The organism is Candidatus Rokuibacteriota bacterium (assembly GCA_016188005.1).
Lineage (GTDB): Bacteria > Methylomirabilota > Methylomirabilia > Rokubacteriales > CSP1-6 > UBA12499.
Window position 1 is genome coordinate 13,554 of the sequence record JACPIQ010000068.1, and the last position, 17,087, is coordinate 30,640.

16 protein-coding genes are annotated in these 17,087 nt (G+C 70.8%); all 16 read right to left on the bottom strand.

Annotated features, from left to right (window positions below; translation table 11 throughout):
• Positions 1-6 precede the first annotated feature (6 nt).
• A complete protein-coding gene (locus HYV93_13165) occupies positions 7-597 on the bottom strand; it encodes a nucleotidyltransferase family protein (GenBank protein ID MBI2526919.1) in 591 nt (196 codons plus the stop codon).
• Complete coding sequence (locus HYV93_13170; protein ID MBI2526920.1) at positions 594-2,636, bottom strand: PAS domain S-box protein; 2,043 nt, start codon at positions 2,634-2,636, stop codon at positions 594-596. The genes HYV93_13165 and HYV93_13170 overlap by 4 nt, the downstream gene beginning before the upstream one ends.
• 25 nt (positions 2,637-2,661) lie before the next feature.
• Positions 2,662-3,489, bottom strand: a complete 828-nt coding sequence (locus tag HYV93_13175; GenBank protein ID MBI2526921.1) for a substrate-binding domain-containing protein — start codon at positions 3,487-3,489, stop codon at positions 2,662-2,664.
• A 69-nt stretch (positions 3,490-3,558) separates the two neighbouring features.
• Positions 3,559-4,416: a xanthine dehydrogenase family protein subunit M gene (locus tag HYV93_13180; protein MBI2526922.1), complete on the bottom strand. Its 858-nt coding sequence runs from the start codon at positions 4,414-4,416 to the stop codon at positions 3,559-3,561.
• Between the two features lie 13 nt (positions 4,417-4,429).
• Complete coding sequence (locus tag HYV93_13185; protein ID MBI2526923.1) at positions 4,430-6,844, bottom strand: molybdopterin-dependent oxidoreductase; 2,415 nt, start codon at positions 6,842-6,844, stop codon at positions 4,430-4,432.
• 14 nt (positions 6,845-6,858) lie between these two features.
• Positions 6,859-7,314: a (2Fe-2S)-binding protein gene (locus HYV93_13190; GenBank protein ID MBI2526924.1), complete on the bottom strand. Its 456-nt coding sequence runs from the start codon at positions 7,312-7,314 to the stop codon at positions 6,859-6,861.
• Positions 7,315-7,390: 76 nt separating this feature from the next.
• Complete coding sequence (gene larC, locus HYV93_13195; GenBank protein ID MBI2526925.1) at positions 7,391-8,653, bottom strand: nickel pincer cofactor biosynthesis protein LarC; 1,263 nt, start codon at positions 8,651-8,653, stop codon at positions 7,391-7,393.
• Between the two features lie 68 nt (positions 8,654-8,721).
• Positions 8,722-9,567 (bottom strand): ATP-dependent sacrificial sulfur transferase LarE, encoded by an 846-nt coding sequence (gene larE, locus HYV93_13200; protein ID MBI2526926.1) that lies wholly within the window; start codon positions 9,565-9,567, stop codon positions 8,722-8,724.
• Positions 9,564-10,466: a sugar kinase gene (locus tag HYV93_13205; GenBank protein MBI2526927.1), complete on the bottom strand. Its 903-nt coding sequence runs from the start codon at positions 10,464-10,466 to the stop codon at positions 9,564-9,566. Before HYV93_13205 ends, larE begins: the two co-directional genes overlap by 4 nt.
• Position 10,467: 1 nt before the next feature.
• On the bottom strand, positions 10,468-11,394 hold the full coding sequence (gene mtnP, locus HYV93_13210) for an S-methyl-5'-thioadenosine phosphorylase (protein ID MBI2526928.1): 927 nt from the start codon (positions 11,392-11,394) through the stop codon (positions 10,468-10,470).
• Entirely contained in the window at positions 11,391-12,746 is a 1,356-nt protein-coding gene (gene mtaB, locus HYV93_13215) for a tRNA (N(6)-L-threonylcarbamoyladenosine(37)-C(2))-methylthiotransferase MtaB (GenBank protein MBI2526929.1), read from the bottom strand. Before mtaB ends, mtnP begins: the two co-directional genes overlap by 4 nt.
• Positions 12,743-13,813: a 23S rRNA (adenine(2503)-C(2))-methyltransferase RlmN gene (rlmN, locus tag HYV93_13220; protein MBI2526930.1), complete on the bottom strand. Its 1,071-nt coding sequence runs from the start codon at positions 13,811-13,813 to the stop codon at positions 12,743-12,745. Before rlmN ends, mtaB begins: the two co-directional genes overlap by 4 nt.
• Before the next feature lie 178 nt (positions 13,814-13,991).
• On the bottom strand, positions 13,992-15,278 hold the full coding sequence (locus HYV93_13225) for a glycerate kinase (GenBank protein MBI2526931.1): 1,287 nt from the start codon (positions 15,276-15,278) through the stop codon (positions 13,992-13,994).
• The gene (locus tag HYV93_13230; protein ID MBI2526932.1) at positions 15,275-16,444 is read right to left on the bottom strand and encodes an aminotransferase class I/II-fold pyridoxal phosphate-dependent enzyme; all 1,170 of its coding nucleotides are present in this window, start codon (positions 16,442-16,444) and stop codon (positions 15,275-15,277) included. The genes HYV93_13225 and HYV93_13230 overlap by 4 nt, the downstream gene beginning before the upstream one ends.
• Before the next feature lie 10 nt (positions 16,445-16,454).
• Positions 16,455-16,697 (bottom strand): NIL domain-containing protein, encoded by a 243-nt coding sequence (locus tag HYV93_13235; GenBank protein MBI2526933.1) that lies wholly within the window; start codon positions 16,695-16,697, stop codon positions 16,455-16,457.
• A 29-nt stretch (positions 16,698-16,726) separates the two neighbouring features.
• Positions 16,727-17,008, bottom strand: a complete 282-nt coding sequence (locus tag HYV93_13240) for a MoaD family protein (GenBank protein MBI2526934.1) — start codon at positions 17,006-17,008, stop codon at positions 16,727-16,729.
• Positions 17,009-17,087 lie beyond the last annotated feature (79 nt).

The following is a 17,087-nucleotide window of genomic DNA, read 5'->3' on the forward strand; positions in this document are numbered from 1 at the left end:
TCCATCTTACACCGGCGGCGCGCTCGGCCTGAGCCTCTCGTAGTCCCCGGGCGTGTCGAGATCCTCGGGCATGGGCAGGTCGAAATCCACCAGCGTCACCCTCGCCGGATCCCGGTCCACCACGCAGCGGCCTCCCTGGTCGCCGCCCAGTGCCAGGAGCTCGGAGAAGAGCGCGGCCGAGAAGAGCACGGGGTTGCCCCGGGCGCCCCGGTAGCGGGGAGCCGCGACGGGCCGGCCGCTCTCCCTGAATGCCCGGAGCAGCGCGGGAATCACTTCGCCCGGGACCGTCGGCTGGTCGCCCAGCGCGACCAGGGCCGCCGCCGTTCCAGGGACGAGCGCGCGAATGCCGGCCTCGATGGAACCGGCCTGGCCGGCCTCGGGATGAGCGTTCACCACGAGCCGGGCCCCGAGGCCCTCGAGCGCGGCCTCGATGTCGGAGGGCGCGGGCCCCACCACCACGAGGATATCGTCGAGCCCGGACGACGCAACGCGCTCGACAGTTCTTCGGATCAGTGGCCTGCCGCCCCAGTCCAGAAAGAGCTTCGCCTGCCCCATGCGGCGCGACAGCCCCGCGGCGAGGACGATTCCGGCGATCACGGCTCGGTGTCCAGGACCTCACGCACCTTCGCCGCCAGGCCGGGCGGGGAGAACGGTTTCTGGAGCAAGGCCGTGCCGGGCTCGAGGACCCCCTGCAGGCCAGGCGTGTCGTGGGTGTAGCCGGACATGTAGAGCACTCTCATCCCCGGGCGAAGCCGCGTCAGCTGCTCCGCCAGCGCCCGCCCGCTCATCCTGGGCATGACCACATCCGTCAACAGCAGGTCGATGGGCCCGGCATGCGCCTCGCTGATCTCGAGCGCCTGCGCCCCGTCCCGGGCGGCGAGCACGGCGTACCCAGCCGCCCGCAGGATCTCCCGGCCGAGATCGAGCAAGGGCTCCTCGTCCTCGACCAGGAGGATGGTCTCGGCGCCCGACGTGCGCTGCGCCTCGGCGGGAACCGGCGTCTTCGGCTGGACGACCTCCTCCACCCGCGGCAGGAAGATCTCGAACCTCGTGCCCCGGCCGGGCTCGCTCTCGACCCAGATGAACCCCTCGCTCTGCTTGACGACACCGTACACTGTCGCGAGCCCCAGCCCGGTCCCCCGGCCCACCTCCTTCGTCGTGAAGAAGGGCTCGAAGATACGGGCCTGGGTGTCGCGGTCCATCCCGTGCCCCGTATCGGCCACCGCGAGCCTGACGTACGGGCCGATCCGGGCCTCCGGGTGGCGGTCGAGGAACGCCGCGTCGATCTGGGCATTCGCGGTCTCGATGGTGAGGGTCCCACCGCCGGGCATGGCGTCGCCGGCGTTCACGGCCAGGTTCATGATCACCTGCCCGATCTGGGCTGAGTCGGCCTTGACCCGGCCGAGCCCCGGGTCCAGAGAGTAGCGGATTTCGATCTGCTCTCCGATCAGCCGGCGCAGCAGCCGCCCCGTGCTCTCGATGGTCGCGTTGAGGTCCAGCACCATCGGCGTGAGAACCTGCTTCCGGCTGAAGGCCAGCAGCTGCTGGGTGAGGCTGGCGGCCCGCTCCGCCGTCTGCCGAATGAGCTCCACGTTGCGCCGCGCGCCGTCGTCGAGCGAGGGCCTTGCCGCCAGCAGCTCGCTGCGCCCGGTGATGACCGTCAGCAGGTTGTTGAAGTCGTGAGCCACTCCGCCGGCCAGCCGCCCGACCGCCTCCATCTTCTGCGCCTGACGGAGCTGCGCCTCGAGCCCCGCCCGCGCGGCCTCGGCGCGCCGGCGCTCGCTGATGTCCCGGAGGATCAGGGTGTAAGCGGTCTCGCCCCGGTGCTTCCACGTCGACACGGCCAGCTCCACCGGGACCTCCGTCCCGTCCTGCCGGAGGCCTTCCAGCTCCACCGTGGACTGCCACGCCGCCGACGTCCCCGCGCCGCCCGCGCCCTCGAGCAGACGGGCGGTGAACGGCTCCCGGGACGCCTCCGCGATCAGGCGGACGACCGGCGTGCCGAGCACGTCGTGCTCGGTCCAGCCGAAGATCGCGCGCGCCCCGCCGTTCCAGGACAGGATGCGCCCCGCCGCGTCGGCCAGGATGATGCCGTCGCCGGCCGACTGCGTCACGGAGCGGAAGCGCGCCTCGCTGAGCTCCAGCGCCCGCAGTGGCAGGGTCCGCAGGAAGAAGAACACTCCCCCGCTCACCACGAGGCCGAGGATCCCCACCGCCCCCGCGCCGATGAGGAGAGGACGCAGGGACCGGACACTCTCGGTGCGGCCGACGACGACCCCGGCGTCCCGCAAGTTGGCGCTCCGGACCATGACCGGCCTGGGCGCCGGGATCGCCGTCTCCAGGATCAACCGGTTGCCGGGCCCGACGACTCGCCGTCGCACCGGGTCGCCCGGGACCCTGCGATGCGAGATCGCGTCCTCGATCCTCACGAGCTGGTACTGCCATGTGTCGGGGCTTTCCACGATGAGCTCACTGAGGATCGTCGCGTTGATCTCGGCATCGGTCTGGACCAACCCGGCCTGGTACTGATACGAGAGCGCGAGGTAGGTGCCCGGCAGCCCGAGCGCGATGACGACGGCGAGCACGGCCGCGATCCGGCCGCCGACCCGGACTACGGTGGCGTCGGACCCGGGCATGGGCGATTCTCCTGGGCCGGATCCGTCACCGGACCCAGTACCCCAGGCGGGAAAGGATCTCGCGGCCGGGCGCCGACCCCGCGAACTCCAGGAAACGCCGCGCGCGCGGTGAGGGCGTCCGGGGCGTCACCAGGTAGAAGGTCTTGACGTACGGGTAGGAACCGTCGGCGATGGCCCTCTGGCTGGGCGGGACGCCGTTGATCGAGAGCGCCTTGAGCGGGCGCCGCTCGGAGAGGATCAGGGCCAGCGTCAAGGTGCCGAGCGCTCCGGGGATCGCCTCGATGGCCTCGGCGCTGTCCTGGTCCGTGGCCGCCATCTTCAGCCCGGGACGGCCATGGGCGGCGGTGACCGCCCGCTCCATCTCGCGGGACATCCTCTTGAGGCTGTCGCTGTCGGAGTCGCCTGGAGGGCGCAGGATCAGTCGCAGCCGGCTCCCGTCGGGCCAGTTCAGGGTCCGGCCGGCGTAGATGTTCACCAGCTCCGGGAGCGTGAACCCGGGGACAGGGTTCGTGCTGGAGGTCGCGAAGACGAACGGCGTCCTGCCCAGCTCCACGCCGCTGAGCCCCTGCTCGGACTCCGCGGGCGTGACCGCCTGGGCGCTCACCGCGATGTCAAGAACCGCCGCCAGCAGCGCCGTCTTGGCGCCACGGCTACCCAGCCGGGTGAGGATCTCGACCCGGCTGTGATCGGGGGTTTTCTGGAAGGCCTCCGCGAGGATCTCGATCGAGCGCACGGCTCCCCCGGTGCCGCCGACCTTGATCGTTTCCTGGGACGAGACGGCGCCGACCGGGACCCACGCCAGGAGAGCGACGGCGCAGACCGTCGCCCGGAACACCCGGGGCCTCCAGCTCACTCAGCCGCTTCTCGAGAGGCCAGAAGCCATGGGTCGGAGCATCGGCGGGGACCCGTCACCCCCGCGCGGCTACTTCCTGGCCGCGGCCTCGATGGCCCGCTTCGCGAAGACCCTGAGCAGGTGCTGCTTGTACTCCACCGAGCCCTGGAGGTCGGCCTGCACATCCACCCCCTCCGGCGCTCGCTCGGCGGCCGCCTGGATCGTCGCCGTGTCGAGCGTCTTCCCCTGGAGCGCGGCCTCCACGCCCCTGGCGCGCACGGCCCGGGTGCCGGCACCGGTGATGCCGATGCCGGCCTTGCCGACCTTGCCGCCGTCGAGCGTGAGCACGGCGGCCACGCCCACCACGGCGAAGCGCGAGGCCGGGTGCGGGAACTTCAGGTACGCGCAGCCCACGCCCGGGCCGCAGACGGGGACCCGGACCTCGCTCAGGATCTCGTCGGGCCCCACCGCCGTCGTCATGAGCCCCTTGAAGAAGTCGTCGGCCTTGACCGTCCGCCGGCCCCTGGCACCCTCGAGGACCATCTCGGCGCTGAGCGCGATGATCGTCGCCGGATAGTCGGCCGCCGGGTCGGCGTGAGAGAGGCTCCCGCCGATGGTCCCGAGGTTGCGCACCATGGGGTCGCCGATCTGGGCCGCAGTCTGGGCCAGGACGGGGCACCTGCCCTTGACCACCGGAGAGGATTCGACGGCCCAGTGGGTGGTCATGGCACCGATCACCAGCGTGCCGCCCTCCTCCTTGATCCCGGCGAGCCCCGGGACCTTTCGCAGATCCACGAGGTGCGCCGGCCGCGCCAGCCTGAACTTCATGGCCGGCAGGAGGCTGTGACCCCCAGCCAGGAGCTTGGCCTCCTCCTTGTACTTGCCGAGGAGATCGAGGGCTTCCTTCAGCGTACCGGGCGTGTGGTAGTCGAACTGGGCTGGATACATGCGCTCCTCCCCCTTACTTCCGGGACCTGGCGGCCTGAACGGTCTTCCAGACGCGCTCGGGCGTGAGTGGCATGGCCTCGAAGTGATCCACGCCGAGCCCCGACAGCGCGTCCACCACCGCATTGACGACGGCGGGCGTGGACGCGATGGTACCGGTCTCCCCCGCACCCTTGATGCCCAGCGGGTTCACCGGCGTCGGGGTCTCGGTGCGGTCGGTCTCGTAGAGCGGCAGCATGTCGGCCTTGGGCATCGCATAGTCCAGCATGCTCCCGGTGAGGAGCTGGCCCGACTGGTCGTCGTACACCGCACCCTCCCAGAGCGCCTGGCCGACCCCCTGGGCGATGCCGCCGTGGACCATGCCGTCCACGATCATCGGGTTGATCACGTTTCCAACATCGTCCACCGCCAGGTAGCGGAGAATCTTGACGTGGCCGGTGTCCGGGTCCACCTCGACCACACAGGCATGCGCCCCGAAGGGGAAGCAGAAGTTCGCCGGGTCGTAGAAGCTCGTCTCCTCGAGCCCGGGCTCGAGGCCGTCCGGATAGTTGTGGGGCACGTAGGCTGTCAGCGCCACCGCGCCGAAGGGCACCGCCTTGCCGGGCGCGCCGCGCACGGAGAACTGCCCGCCGGCGTACTCGATGTCGCCGGGGGAGGCCTCGAGGAGATGCGCCGCGATCTTCTTGCCCTTCTCTTTGATCTTGTTGAGCGACATCAGGAGGGCGGTGCCGCCTACCGCGGCCGAGCGGCTGCCGTAGGTGCCCATCCCGAAGGGCACCTTCCCGGTATCCCCATGGACCACCTCCACGTCGTCCATGGGGATGCCGAGCTGGTCGGCCACCAGCTGGGCGAAGGTCGTCTCGTGCCCCTGCCCGTGGGAGTGCGAGCCCGTGAACACCGAGACCTTCCCCGTCGGGTGCACGCGCACGACGCCCGACTCGTACAGGCCGGCGCCCGCACCCAGCATCCCGACCACCTTCGAGGGCGCGATACTGCACGCCTCGATGTAGGTCGAGAAGCCGACGCCGATGAGCCGCCCCTGCTTCCGCGCCGCCGCTTGCTCCGCGCGAAACTTCTCGTAGTCCAGCGCCGCCAGCAGCTTGTCGAAGGTGGGGCCGTAGTTGCCGCTGTCGTAGTTCACCACGACCTTGGTCTGGTAGCCGTTGGCGAACTTCGGGATGAAGTTCCGGCGCCGGATCTCCGCGGTGTCCATCTTGAGCGCGGCGGCCCCGGCCTCGATCATGCGCTCCAGCAGGTAGGATGCCTCCGGCCGTCCGGCGCCCCGGTAGGCGTCCACGACGACGCTGTTGGTGTAGACACCCGTGACCGCGCAGTGGATGGCACCCATCTCGTAGACGCCGTTGAGGAGCGTCCCGTACAGATAGGTCGGCACGGCCGGGGCGAAGGTCGAGAGGTAGGCGCCGAGATTGGCCGTGGTCCTGACGCGCAGCCCCAGGATCTTGCCCTCCCGCGACAGCGCCAGCTCGGCGGCGGTGACGTGATCGCGCCCCTGGGCGTCCGTCAGGTAGGCCTCGCGCCGCGTGGAGGTCCACCGGATGGGCCGCTGCACCCGCCGGGCCGCCCACGCCAGGACGATCTCCTCGTTGTAGACGAAGATCTTCGACCCGAAGCCGCCGCCCACGTCGGGCGCGATGACACGCACCTTGTGCTCGGGAAGGCCCAGGACGAAGGCCGTCATGAGCAGCCGGTGGACATGCGGGTTCTGGGACGTGATCCAGATCGTGAGCTCGTCGGTGGCGGCGTCATAGCGGGCGACGCTGGCGCGCGGCTCCATGGCATTCGCCACGAGCCGCTGGTTCACGATGCGCTTCTTCACCACCACCGGGGCCGACTTGAAGGCGGCCTCCGTGGCAGCCGCATCGCCGATCTGCCACTCGAAGCAGATGTTGTTCGGGGCCTCCTTGTAGGGCTGCGGCGCGCCCGGGGCGGTGGCCTTCTCGGTGCTCGTGACGGAGGGCAGCGGCTCCCAGTCCACCACCACCTTCTCCGCCGCGTCCTGGGCGGCGACCTGGCTGTCGGCGATGACGACCGCTACCGGATCGCCGACGTGGCGGGCCACGTCCGAGACCAGGGGCATGTGCGGAACGACCTTGATGTCTTCTTTCAAGTCGAGCGGGAGCCCGGCCTGCTTGAGCTTGTCCACGCCGGCCTTCATGAGCAGCCACCCGCAGGGCAGCGAGCCCACGCCGGTCAGGTCCTGTCCCGTGAACACGTCCACGACGCCCGGGTGAGCCTTCGCCGCGCTTGTGTCGATCCGCCGGATGCGCGCATGGGCATGCGGGCTCCGGACGAAGGCGGCGTAAGTCATGCCCGGCAGCTTCAGGTCGTCCGTGTAGTTGCCCTTGCCGGTGATGAAGCGGGGGTCCTCCCGGCGCTTGATGCTCGAGCCCATCAGTCTCGCGGTGGCCATGGTGGAGATCCCTCCTACCGCTTCGCCATCTTCTCGGCGGCGTACTGGATGGCCTTGACGATGTTGTGGTAGCCCGTGCAGCGGCAGAGGTTGCCCTCCAGCTGGTGGCGGATCTCGGCCTCGGAGGGATTCGGGTAGCGCTGGAGCAGCTGGGCGGCCGACATGATCATGCCTGGCGTGCAGAAGCCGCATTGCAGTCCGTGCTTCTCCCAGAAGCCTTCCTGGATGGGGTGGAGCTGCCCATCCCTGGCCAGCCCCTCGATGGTGGTGATGGTGGCCCCGTCGGCCTGCACGGCCAGCAGCGTGCAGGACTTCACCGCCGCGCCGTTCAGGTGGATCGTGCAGGCCCCGCACTGGCTGGTGTCGCAGCCCACATGCGTGCCCGTGAGCCCCGCCAGCTCCCGGATGAAGTGCACCAGGAGCATCCGCGGCTCGACCTCGTGGGAATAGCTCACGCCGTTGATCGTCATGGTGACTTTCGTTTTCACCGCGGGGACCTCCTCGCTGGGCCGACGGTTCAGTGGCTTGGGAAAAGCGCCCCTCACCCTATGCCGTGCCTGGGCCGGATGTCAAGAGCCGGCGCCCCTCGGCCCGGGCCGCGTCGAGCACCTCGCGCACGGGCAGGCCTCTGTCCCGGGCAATCTGCCGCACCTCGTCGAACTCGGGCGTCACCGTGACCACCCGGTCGCCCAGGCGCGAGACCTTGAAGGCCAGTGCGCCGTACGACGTCTCCAGCCTCACCAGCTCGCGCGGGAGCCGCTGGCGCTGCCAGGCCGCCCAGCGAACGCCGATGGTGGTGGACTCCTGAAAGAGCGCCCGCGCGACCGCCCCGACGTCGCCCTGCTCGCAGAGGGCCGTGAGGACCACGCCGGGGCGGCTCTTCTTCATCAGGACGGGGGTGAGGTACACATCCAGCGCCCCCGCGGTGAAGAGCCGCTCCATCAGGGGCTCCCAGAGCTGGGGGGACATGTCGTCCACCGTGGTCTCGACCTGGAACACCGTCTCCGTCGCGACCCCCATCGGGTCGGGCGGCGCGGCCCCTTCCCCCACGAAGAGCCGGATCACGTTCGGCGTGTCGAGGTCCATGCTGCCCGCGCCGTAGCCCACGGCGGAGACGGTCATGGCGGGCATGGCCCCGGCCCCCGCGGCCAGCGTCGTGAGGATCGCCGCCCCCGTGGGGGTCACCAGCTCCCGCTTGACCCCGGTGTCCACCACCGGGAAGCCGCGAAGCAGCTCGGCGGTCCCAGGCGCGGGCACCGGGACCTGGCCATGCGGCCCGCCCGCCATGCCGCCGCCCAGCGGCAGGGCCGAGCAGTGCAGCACCTCGATTCCCAGCAGGTGGAGGCCCAGGCAGGCCCCGGTCACGTCCACGATCGCGTCCACCGCCCCCACGTCGTGGAAGTGCACCTCGTCCACGCTCACCCCATGCACGCGCCCCTCGGCCTCGGCCAGCCGCGTGAAGATCCGCGCGGCGTGGTCCCGGACGGGTCCCGGCAGCGCGCTGCGTTCCAGGATGCCGAGGATGACGGCCAGGCTGCGGTGCGGGTGGACGTAGGAGCCGTGGGGGCGCTCGTGGGCGTGACCGGGCCCGTCGTCGGGGCCGTGGCCGTGGTCGTGGACATGGACGTCCACCTTCGTCGCCCGGAAGGCGCCTTTCATCACGTCGCGCCGCTCGAGGGAGTAGCCGCCGAGGTCGAGCCCCGCCAGTCCGTCGCGAAGCGCCTCGAAGGACAGCCCGGCGTCCACGAGGGCGCCCAGGATCATGTCCCCCGACGCCCCGCTCGGGCAGTCGAAGTACGCCAGCTTCATCCATGTTCAACATGCCTGGCGGCATGTTGACCGTGGGCGAGAGAAACGGGGCATTCCGCCGGCGCCATCTAGGAGGGCCCGGGCCGCTTCCCGATCCCGCGGAGCATCTCGTTGGCGCTGCCGCTGCGGAAGCCCTCGAGGTCCAGCGTGACGTAGGCGTAGCCCAGCGCGCGGAAGCGGGCGACGATGCCCTCGCGCAGCCCCGCCTGCCACAACCGCTCCATCTCCGGGAGCGGCAGCTCGATCCGGGCCAGCCGGTCGTGGTGGCGCACCCGGAACTGGCTGAAGCCGAGCGCCCGGAGGAAGGCCTCGGCCTCGTCCACCCTGCGGAGCTTCTCCGCGGTGATCGGGTCGCCGTACTGGAAGCGGGACGACAGGCACGCGAAGGACGGCTTGTCCCAGGTTGGGAGCCCGGCCTCGCGCGAGAGGACCCGCACCTCCTCCTTCCACAGCTCGGCCTCGATGAGCGGCGCCCGCACGCCCTTCTCTCTCGCCGCCTCCATGCCGGGACGGTGGTCGCCGAGATCGTCCATGAGGGCGCCGTAGACGATGGGCAGTCCCCCGTGCTCGCGCCCGATGGCCTCGAGGCGTGTGAAGAGCGTGTCCTTGCAGAAGAAGCACCGGTCGGGCGCGTTCCGCGCGTAGTCGGGATTGTCGAGCTCGCGCGTCTGCACCACGGTGTGCGGCAGGCCGATGAGAGCGGCGAGCCGCCGGGCCTCGGCCAGCTCGGAGGAGGGGTAGGTCTCCGAGTCGGCTGTGACCAGCAGCGCCCGCTCACCCACCGCTTCTTTCGCCGCCCAGCCCAGAAAGGTGGAGTCCACGCCGCCCGAGAAGGCCACGATGAGGTGGTCCAGGGCTCGGAGAATGCCCAGGAGCCGCTCGTACTTCTCCGCCAGCGGGGCTGCCGTCGTCATCGGTCGAAGTGCACCATCTCCTGGAAGACCCTGTAGCGCCCCTCGATCTCGGCCGCGTCGAGCCGCTTGAGCCGCTCCAGCGAGAAGTCCTCCACCGTGAAGGAGGCCATGACCGCGCCGTGCACCATGGCGCGCCGGAGGGAGGTCCCATCCGTGAGGCCGCGCTGGGCGAGATAGCCCATGAAGCCGCCGGCGAAGGTGTCGCCTGCGCCGGTCGGATCGAAGACCGACTCCAGCGGGTAGGCCGGAGCGAAGAAGAAGCGGCCTTCGGCGACCATGAGGGCGCCGTACTCGCCGCGCTTGATCACGATCACCCGGGGCCCCAGGTCCACGATGGCGCGCGCGGCCTTGATGAGGTTGGGCTCGCGTGCCAGCATCCGCGCCTCGGCGTCGTTGATGAGGAGCACGTCCACGCGGGAGAGCACGCGGCACAGGGCCTCGCGCTTGCCCTCGATCCAGAAGTTCATCGTATCCAGCGCCACGAGCCGCGGCTGCTGCATCTGGCGGAGCACGTCGAGCTGCAGCTCGGGATCGATGTTGGCGAGGAAGAGGAACGGCGCCTTGCGCATCACCGGGGAGAGCACCGGCGTGAACTCGGCGAGCACGTTGAGCTGGGTGTCCAGGGTCCTGGCGTCGTTGAGGTCGAAGCCGTACTCCCCGGTCCAGCGGAATGTCTTCTTGCCCTCCTTCACCTGCACCGCGCCGATGTCCACGCCCCGCCCTTCCAGCAGGGCCAGGTGCGCCTTCGGGAAGTCCTGTCCGACGGCCGCCACGACGTGCACCCCGGTGAAGAAGCTCGCGGCGTAGGAGAAGTAAGTGGCCGACCCTCCCAGGGCCTCGGCCACCTGGCCAAAAGGGGTCTTGACGCTGTCCAGAGCCACCGAGCCCACCACCACCAGTTCAGCCACGGGACTTCTCCTTCGGGAAGTAGTGCCCGAGCAGGAGGTCGAGCCGCCTCCGGGCGCGCGGCGAGAAGGCCGCGGGGTTCGTGATCACGGCATCCTTGAGCGCCTGCCGGCAGCCGCCGCCGCAGGGCTTGCCGATGCGCGGGATGACCCGGCGCAGCACCTCCCTGGCGGTGGCGACGTTCTTGAGCAGGTTGGCCACCACGGCCTCCACCGACACCACCTCGTGCTCCTCGTGCCAGACGTCGTAGTCGGTGGCCAGCGCGAGGGTGGCGTAGCAGAGCTCCGCCTCGCGGGCGAGCTTGGCCTCCGGCATGTTGGTCATGCCGATCACGGAGACACCCCAGCTCCGGTAGATCTCCGACTCCCCCTTGGTGGAGAACTGCGGCCCCTCGATGCAGATGTAGGTCCCCCCGCGGTGCACCGTGGCTCCTGTCTCGCGCCCGGCGGCTTCCAGGAGATCGGCCAGGTCCGAGCACACGGGATGCGCGAGCCCCACGTGGGCCACGATGCCGTCGCCGAAGAAGGACGACGCCCGGCGCTTCGTGTGGTCGTAGAACTGGTCAGGGAGCACGAGATCCAGCGGCCGGATCTCCTCCTTCATGCTCCCCACGGCGCTGATGGAGATCACCCAGCGGGCGCCCAGCTGCTTGAGCCCGTGGATGTTCGCCCGGTAGTTCAGCTCCGAGGGCGTGAGCCGGTGCCCGCGGCCGTGGCGCGGCAGGAAGATCACCTCGCGGTCTCCCAGCCGGCCGACACAGTAGGCATCCGACGGATCGCCGAAGGGGGTCTTGACCCGCACCCACCGCACCTCGGTGAGGCCCTCCATGGCGTAGAGGCCACTGCCTCCGATGACGCCCACGCGCTCGGCGTCTCGATCGCGTCTTGCGGGCCTCCGCCCGGGCTGCTTGCTCGCTGTCATGCGGTCGGCTCCTCCAGGCGGCCGAAGGTCCCCTCGGGCCGGCAGTCGGTGATGGTCACTGGCACGAAGCGGCGGGCGAGAGTGTCGGGGCCGTCGAAGAGCACCTCGACGTAATTGGCCGTCAGCCCGGAGAGGAGACCGGTGGCCCGGTCGCGGGTCTCGAGGACGAGCGCCTCATGGGTCCGTCCCAGCATCCTCCGCCTGAAGGCGAGCGCCTTTCCCCTCCCCAGCCGCCGGAGCGCCGCGCTCCGCGCCCGGATCGCTGGAGCCGGCACGTGGTCGCGGAGCCGGGCGGACTCCGTGCCCTTTCGGTCCGAGTAGGAAAAGACGTGCAGGTAGGAGAAGGGCAGCTCCCCGACGAGGCTCAGCGTCTCGGCAAAGTCCAGGTCGCCCTCTCCCGGATGCCCCACGATCATGTCGGCGCCGAGGCCGAGACCCGGGATGTCCCGCGCCAGCCGCTCCACCAGCGCCCGGTACATGCGCGTGTTGAACGGGCGGCGCATGAGACGCAGCACACGGTCGCTGCCGCTCTGGAGCGGCAGGTGCAGGTGAGGCGTGACGACGCGCGAGCCCACGATCGCCTCGATAAGCTCCGGGGTGAAGTAGGCGGGCAGGATCGACGAGAGCCGGAGCCATCGGAGCCGCGGAACGGCATCGAGCTGCGTCACCAGGGCGGCCAGCGTCGTGCGCGGCAGGAGGTCCCGGCCGTAGTGTCCCAGGTCCACCCCCGTGAGCGTGATCTCGCGGTACCCGGCCTCCACGAGCGCGCGCACCTGCTCGAGCACCACCTTCGGGTCCTGGCTCCGGCTGCCACCCCGCGCGGTCGGCACGATGCAGAAGGCGCAGCGGTACTGGCAGCCGTCCTGGACCTTCACGGAGGCGCGCGAGCGGCCGGCCACCCGTGCGAAGGGCGCCACCGGCACCGCGTGGGCCGCCGCGATGGGCGCCACCTCGATCTCTGCCGGCTGCCTGCCCTCGGCCCGGGACCCCCCCCCCCGCGAGAGGAGCGGCGCCAGCAGCTCGGGGAGCCGGTACTTCTCCTGGTTGCCGACAACGAGGTCCACGCCGGGGATACGCGCGACGGCCCGCGGATCGGTCTGGGCGTAGCAGCCCGTGACCACCACGAGGGCGCCAGGCCGCTCGCGCGCGATGCGCCTGATGAGCTGCCGATCGGAGAAGTCCGCCCGGCCCGTCACGGTGCAGGTGTTCACCACGTACACCCGGGCTGGCTCCTGCCCCGCCACCGCGCGGAAGCCCCGACTCTCCAGGACTGCCAGCATCTCCTGGGACTCGACCTGGTTCAGCCGGCAGCCGAGCGTGGCCACGCTCACCGTGACGGGCTCGCTGGTCACGACACCGACACCTCGGCCGCCGCCCGGCCGCACCCGGCCGCCACGGCCTCCTTGAGCTGGCCGCAGGCCGCGCCAACGTCCTCGCCCTTGCTCCAACGCAGCGTGGCGGTGATCCCGTGCTCCAGCAGCACGGCCTGGAAGGCGAGAATCCTGGGCACCGCGGGGCGCTGGAACGGCGCGCCCTCCCAGTCGTTGAACGGGATCAGGTTCACCTTGGCCCGCATCCCGCGGAGCAGCCGCACCAGCCGCCGGGCATCCTCGGCGCTGTCGTTCACGCCGTCCAGCAGCACGTACTCGAAGGTCATGCGCTGGCGCAGGGGCAGCGGGAAGCGCCGGCAGGCGTTCAGGAGGGCCGCGAGGTCGAAGGCCCGGTTCACGGGCATGAGCCGGCTGCGGACCTCGCTCGTCGTGGCGTGCAGGGAGATCGCCAGATTGACGCGGAGGTTCTCCCGCGCCAGCTTCTCGATGCCCGGGGCCAGCCCCACCGTGGAGACCGTGATCCGCCGGGGGGAGAGGCCGAAGCCGTGGGGATCGGTGAGGATCCTCAGCGACTTCACCGTCGCCGCATAGCTGGCCAGCGGCTCGCCCATGCCCATGTAGACCACATGTGTGATCCGCGTCCCGGAGGGCAGCGTCTTCCTGGCGGTCAGCAGCTGGCCCACGACCTCGCCGGCCGTCAGGTTGCGGGCAAGCCCCATGGTGCCGGTGAGGCAGAACGCGCAGCCGAAGCCGCAGCCCACCTGGGTGGAAAGGCAAAGCGTGAGCCGGTCGTCGTCGGGCATGAGCACTGACTGGACCCTCGCCCCGTCCGCCAACCGCAGGACGAGCTTGCTGCTGCCGTCCTGGGAGGGGGTGATCCGCTCCACGTCGGGCAGCGCGATGGCGCAACGCGCCGCGAGCGCCTGCCTCAGCTCCCCGGGGAGGTCTGACATGGCCCCGAGATCGGTGACGCCCTTGCCGAAGATCCAGCCGGCGAGCTGACGGCCGCGGTAGCGCGGGGCGCCAAGGGACTCCACGAGCGATTCCATCTCGGAGGGCAGGAGGTCCAGCAGATTCGAAAGGGACATACGCGGGGTAGGATAGCACACGGCCACGGGCGCGGCGTCCGGCGCCAGTTGTCCACAGAAACTGTGGGCCGCCCGTGGATAACCCGGTGGGTTCCCGGGCCGGCGCCATCTGGTGACGGGCACTAAGAGCGCTTCGCCTCCCCTCGAGGCAGCCGGCCGCGGCACCACGCCTCCCGGGCTACGTCACCACGGCCAGGTAGAGATCGAGCAGGTTGGTGTTGGTGGGCCCTGTCACGAGCAAGTCCCCGAGAGCAAAGAAGACCGCGTGGGAGTCGTTGTCATGGAGGCGGGCACGGGGATCGCATCCCTGGGCTCGGGCCCGTGCAGCGCTCTCCCCGTCGGCGAGTGCCCCGGCGGCATCGGTGGGCCCATCGGTGCCGTCGGTGCCAGCCGCCAGGACCGTGATGCCCGCCACGCCGTCAAGCTCGAGGGCCGCGGCCAGGGCGAACTCCTGGCAGCGTCCGCCCCGTCCCCGCCCCCTGACCGTCACCGTGGTCTCTCCCGCCGCGATCAGGCAGGCGGGGGCGGCCACGGGCCCGCGCCCGGCGCGGATCTCCCGTGCCAGCCCGACGAAGCGGTCCGCCACTTCCCGGGCCTCGCCCTCGAGCGATCGGGTGAGCAGATGCGGATCGAGCCCGAGCCGGCGCGCCTCGGCCATGGCTCCGTCCACCACGAGCTGGTTGTTGCCGATGACGATGTTCTGGACCTGGTCGAAGATCGGATCGCCGGGCTTCGGGGTTTCCGGGATCTCCCCCCCCACCCCCTCCTGGAGCCGCTCCCGGATGGCCGCGGGCACCTGGTCGCCGACGCCCAGGCGGTCCAGGATGGCCACGGCCTGGGGGAAGGTGGACGCGTCCGGAGCGGTGGGGCCCGAGGCGATGATGTCGGGCGGGTCCCCGATCACGTCGGAGAGGAGCAGGGCGCGGACGCGGGCCGGAGCCGCGGCCCGGGCGAGCTGTCCCCCCTTGAGTAGCGAGCAATGCTTCCTCACCGCATTGAGCTGGCCGATGGTGGCCCCGGCCCCCAGGAGGAGCCGGGTCAGCGCCCGCTTCTCCTCGAGGGTGATGGGCGGCGGCGGAGCGGGGGCCAGCGCCGAGCCTCCACCGGAGATGAGGACGAGCACCAGGTCGTCCGGGCCGGCCCCGCGGACCAGAGCGTGGATCTGCCGGGCGGCAGCGGCCCCCCGCTCGTCGGGGACCGGGTGGCCGGCCTCCACGAGGTGCAGCCGCCGGGTGGGCGCGAGATGGCCGTCCTTGACCACGACCAGCCCCTCGGCGATGCGGTCGCCCAGGGGCTCCTCGACGGCGGCGGCCATGGCGCCCGAGGCCTTCCCCGCCCCCACCACGATGAGCCTGCCCCGGGAAGGCGGCCGGAGATCGCCGAGGGCACGCAGGACGAGCGGGCGTACCGCTCCCGCTCGAACCGCCGCGTCGAAGATGGCGCGGGCCGCGGCCCGCGGGTTCACCGCTCGAGCTTCTGCAGGCGCCGGCCCGCCTCCAGCAGCATGTCGTCGGTCTTCGGGAAGCAGAAGCGGATCTTGGTCTTCCCGAGATCCGGGTGGGCGTAGAAGGACGATCCGGGCACGGTGGTCACGCCGATCTCCTTGACCAGGAACATGGCGAAGGCCGTGTCGTCCTCGCAGCCATACCGCTTCATGAAATGGGCGGCGTCGGTGAGGATGTAGTAGGCCCCTCTCGGCTTCCAGGCCACGAAGCCGGCGGCCTCCACCTGCGAGAAGAGCAGGTCGCGCCGGGCCTGGTAGCCCTCCCGCAACCGCACGTAGTAGGCGTCCGGGAAGCCGAGCGCGGTGACGGCTGCCTCCTGCAGCGGGTGCGGCGCCCCCACCGTGATGAAGTCGTGGGCCCGCCTGATTCCGAGCGACAGCTCCGGGCTCGCGACGGCGTAGCCGATGCGCCACCCGGTCACCGAGTAGGACTTCGAGATCCCGGAGATGGTGACGGTCCGCTCGGCCATGCCGGGAAGGGTCGCGATGGGTGTGTGCCCCTCCCCGTCGTAGACGATGTGCTCGTAGATCTCGTCGGTGATCGCCAGCAGATCGTGCTCGAGGCACAGATCGGCGATGGTCCCGAGCTCGGCGCGCGAGAAGACCTTGCCCGAGGGGTTGTTGGGGCTGTTGAAGATGATGGCCCGCGTGCGGGGCGACACCGCCCGGGCCAGCCGCGCGGGGTCGAAGGAGAAGTCCGGCGGTTCCAGCGGCACGAACACGGGCTCGGCGCCCGCGATGATGCAGCCCGGGCCGTAGTTCTCGTAGAAGGGTTCGAAGATGATCACTTCGTCCCCGGGGTTCAGCACGGCCAGCAGCGTGGCGAGCATGGTCTCCGTGGAACCGCAGCACACGGTGACGTGCTGGTCCGGGTCCAGCTCCATGCCGTAGAAGCGCCGGTACTTGTCGGCCACGGCCCGCCGGAAGCGCGGCGCGCCCCAGGTGACGGCGTACTGATGGAAGTCGCCGTCGAGCGCCCGGTGGGCCGCCTCCACCAGCTCGCGAGGCGGCGGGAAGTTGGGCATCCCCTGGGCCAGGTTGATGCCCCCGTGCTGGTCACTCACACGGGTCATCTCGCGGATCACCGACTCGGTGAACCCCTGCACGCGCTTCGACATCCCGGTCATTGGAGCTCCCTCACGGCAGGAGGACGTCGTGCTCGATGGGGTCCACCGTCACGCCCTGCGTCTTGAGCCAGGCCACCCCCCGATCGAGCCCTTCCTCGGGGGCCTCGAGCTCGAGCACCACCCAGCCGTGATCGGCCCTGACCTCGGCACGGCGGATGTTCGTGATGATGTCGAAGTCCTTCACCAGCCGGTAGATGATGGGCTTCTGCACCAGCTCGGCGGGAAAGGTCAGGCGCACCCGCATCCGGGCCATGGGCCAGACCACCCCCTACCGCTCACCCCTCACCGGCGCCCGCCGGCGATGGCCGGCACGATGGACACCTCGTCCCCGGCCTTGAGCGTGGTCTTCGCCCCCTGGAGAAACCGGATGTCCTCCTGGTTCACGTAGACGTTGATGAATCGGCGAACAGCCCCACCCTCCTCCACCACCCGCTCCCGCAGCCCCGGGAACTGGCGCTCGAGATCGTCGATCACCTGCGCCACGGTGTCGCCGGCGGCCTGCACCTCGGCGGCGCCCTTGGTCACCGCGCGCAGCGGGGTCGGGATGCGAACGAGCACGGCCATGAGCTGCCTCCTTCACCTGGCGCGGGCGCCCGGGCTGTCGCCCGCCCGCGCCCGCCGGAATCTTAGGTTGCGTCCTGCC

What these genes read in the sequence shown, in the direction of transcription:
- HYV93_13170 (MBI2526920.1), bottom strand. Translation starts at nt 2,636, where the DNA reads ATGCCCGGGTCCGACGCCACCGTAGTCCGGGTCGGCGGCCGGATCGCG.
- HYV93_13180 (MBI2526922.1), bottom strand. Translation starts at nt 4,416, where the DNA reads ATGTATCCAGCCCAGTTCGACTACCACACGCCCGGTACGCTGAAGGAA.
- HYV93_13185 (MBI2526923.1), bottom strand. Translation starts at nt 6,844, where the DNA reads ATGGCCACCGCGAGACTGATGGGCTCGAGCATCAAGCGCCGGGAGGAC.
- HYV93_13190 (MBI2526924.1), bottom strand. Translation starts at nt 7,314, where the DNA reads ATGACGATCAACGGCGTGAGCTATTCCCACGAGGTCGAGCCGCGGATG.
- larC (MBI2526925.1), bottom strand. Translation starts at nt 8,653, where the DNA reads ATGAAGCTGGCGTACTTCGACTGCCCGAGCGGGGCGTCGGGGGACATG.
- larE (MBI2526926.1), bottom strand. Translation starts at nt 9,567, where the DNA reads ATGACGACGGCAGCCCCGCTGGCGGAGAAGTACGAGCGGCTCCTGGGC.
- mtnP (MBI2526928.1), bottom strand. Translation starts at nt 11,394, where the DNA reads ATGACAGCGAGCAAGCAGCCCGGGCGGAGGCCCGCAAGACGCGATCGA.
- rlmN (MBI2526930.1), bottom strand. Translation starts at nt 13,813, where the DNA reads ATGTCCCTTTCGAATCTGCTGGACCTCCTGCCCTCCGAGATGGAATCG.
- HYV93_13230 (MBI2526932.1), bottom strand. Translation starts at nt 16,444, where the DNA reads ATGACCGGGATGTCGAAGCGCGTGCAGGGGTTCACCGAGTCGGTGATC.
- HYV93_13235 (MBI2526933.1), bottom strand. Translation starts at nt 16,697, where the DNA reads ATGGCCCGGATGCGGGTGCGCCTGACCTTTCCCGCCGAGCTGGTGCAG.
- HYV93_13240 (MBI2526934.1), bottom strand. Translation starts at nt 17,008, where the DNA reads ATGGCCGTGCTCGTTCGCATCCCGACCCCGCTGCGCGCGGTGACCAAG.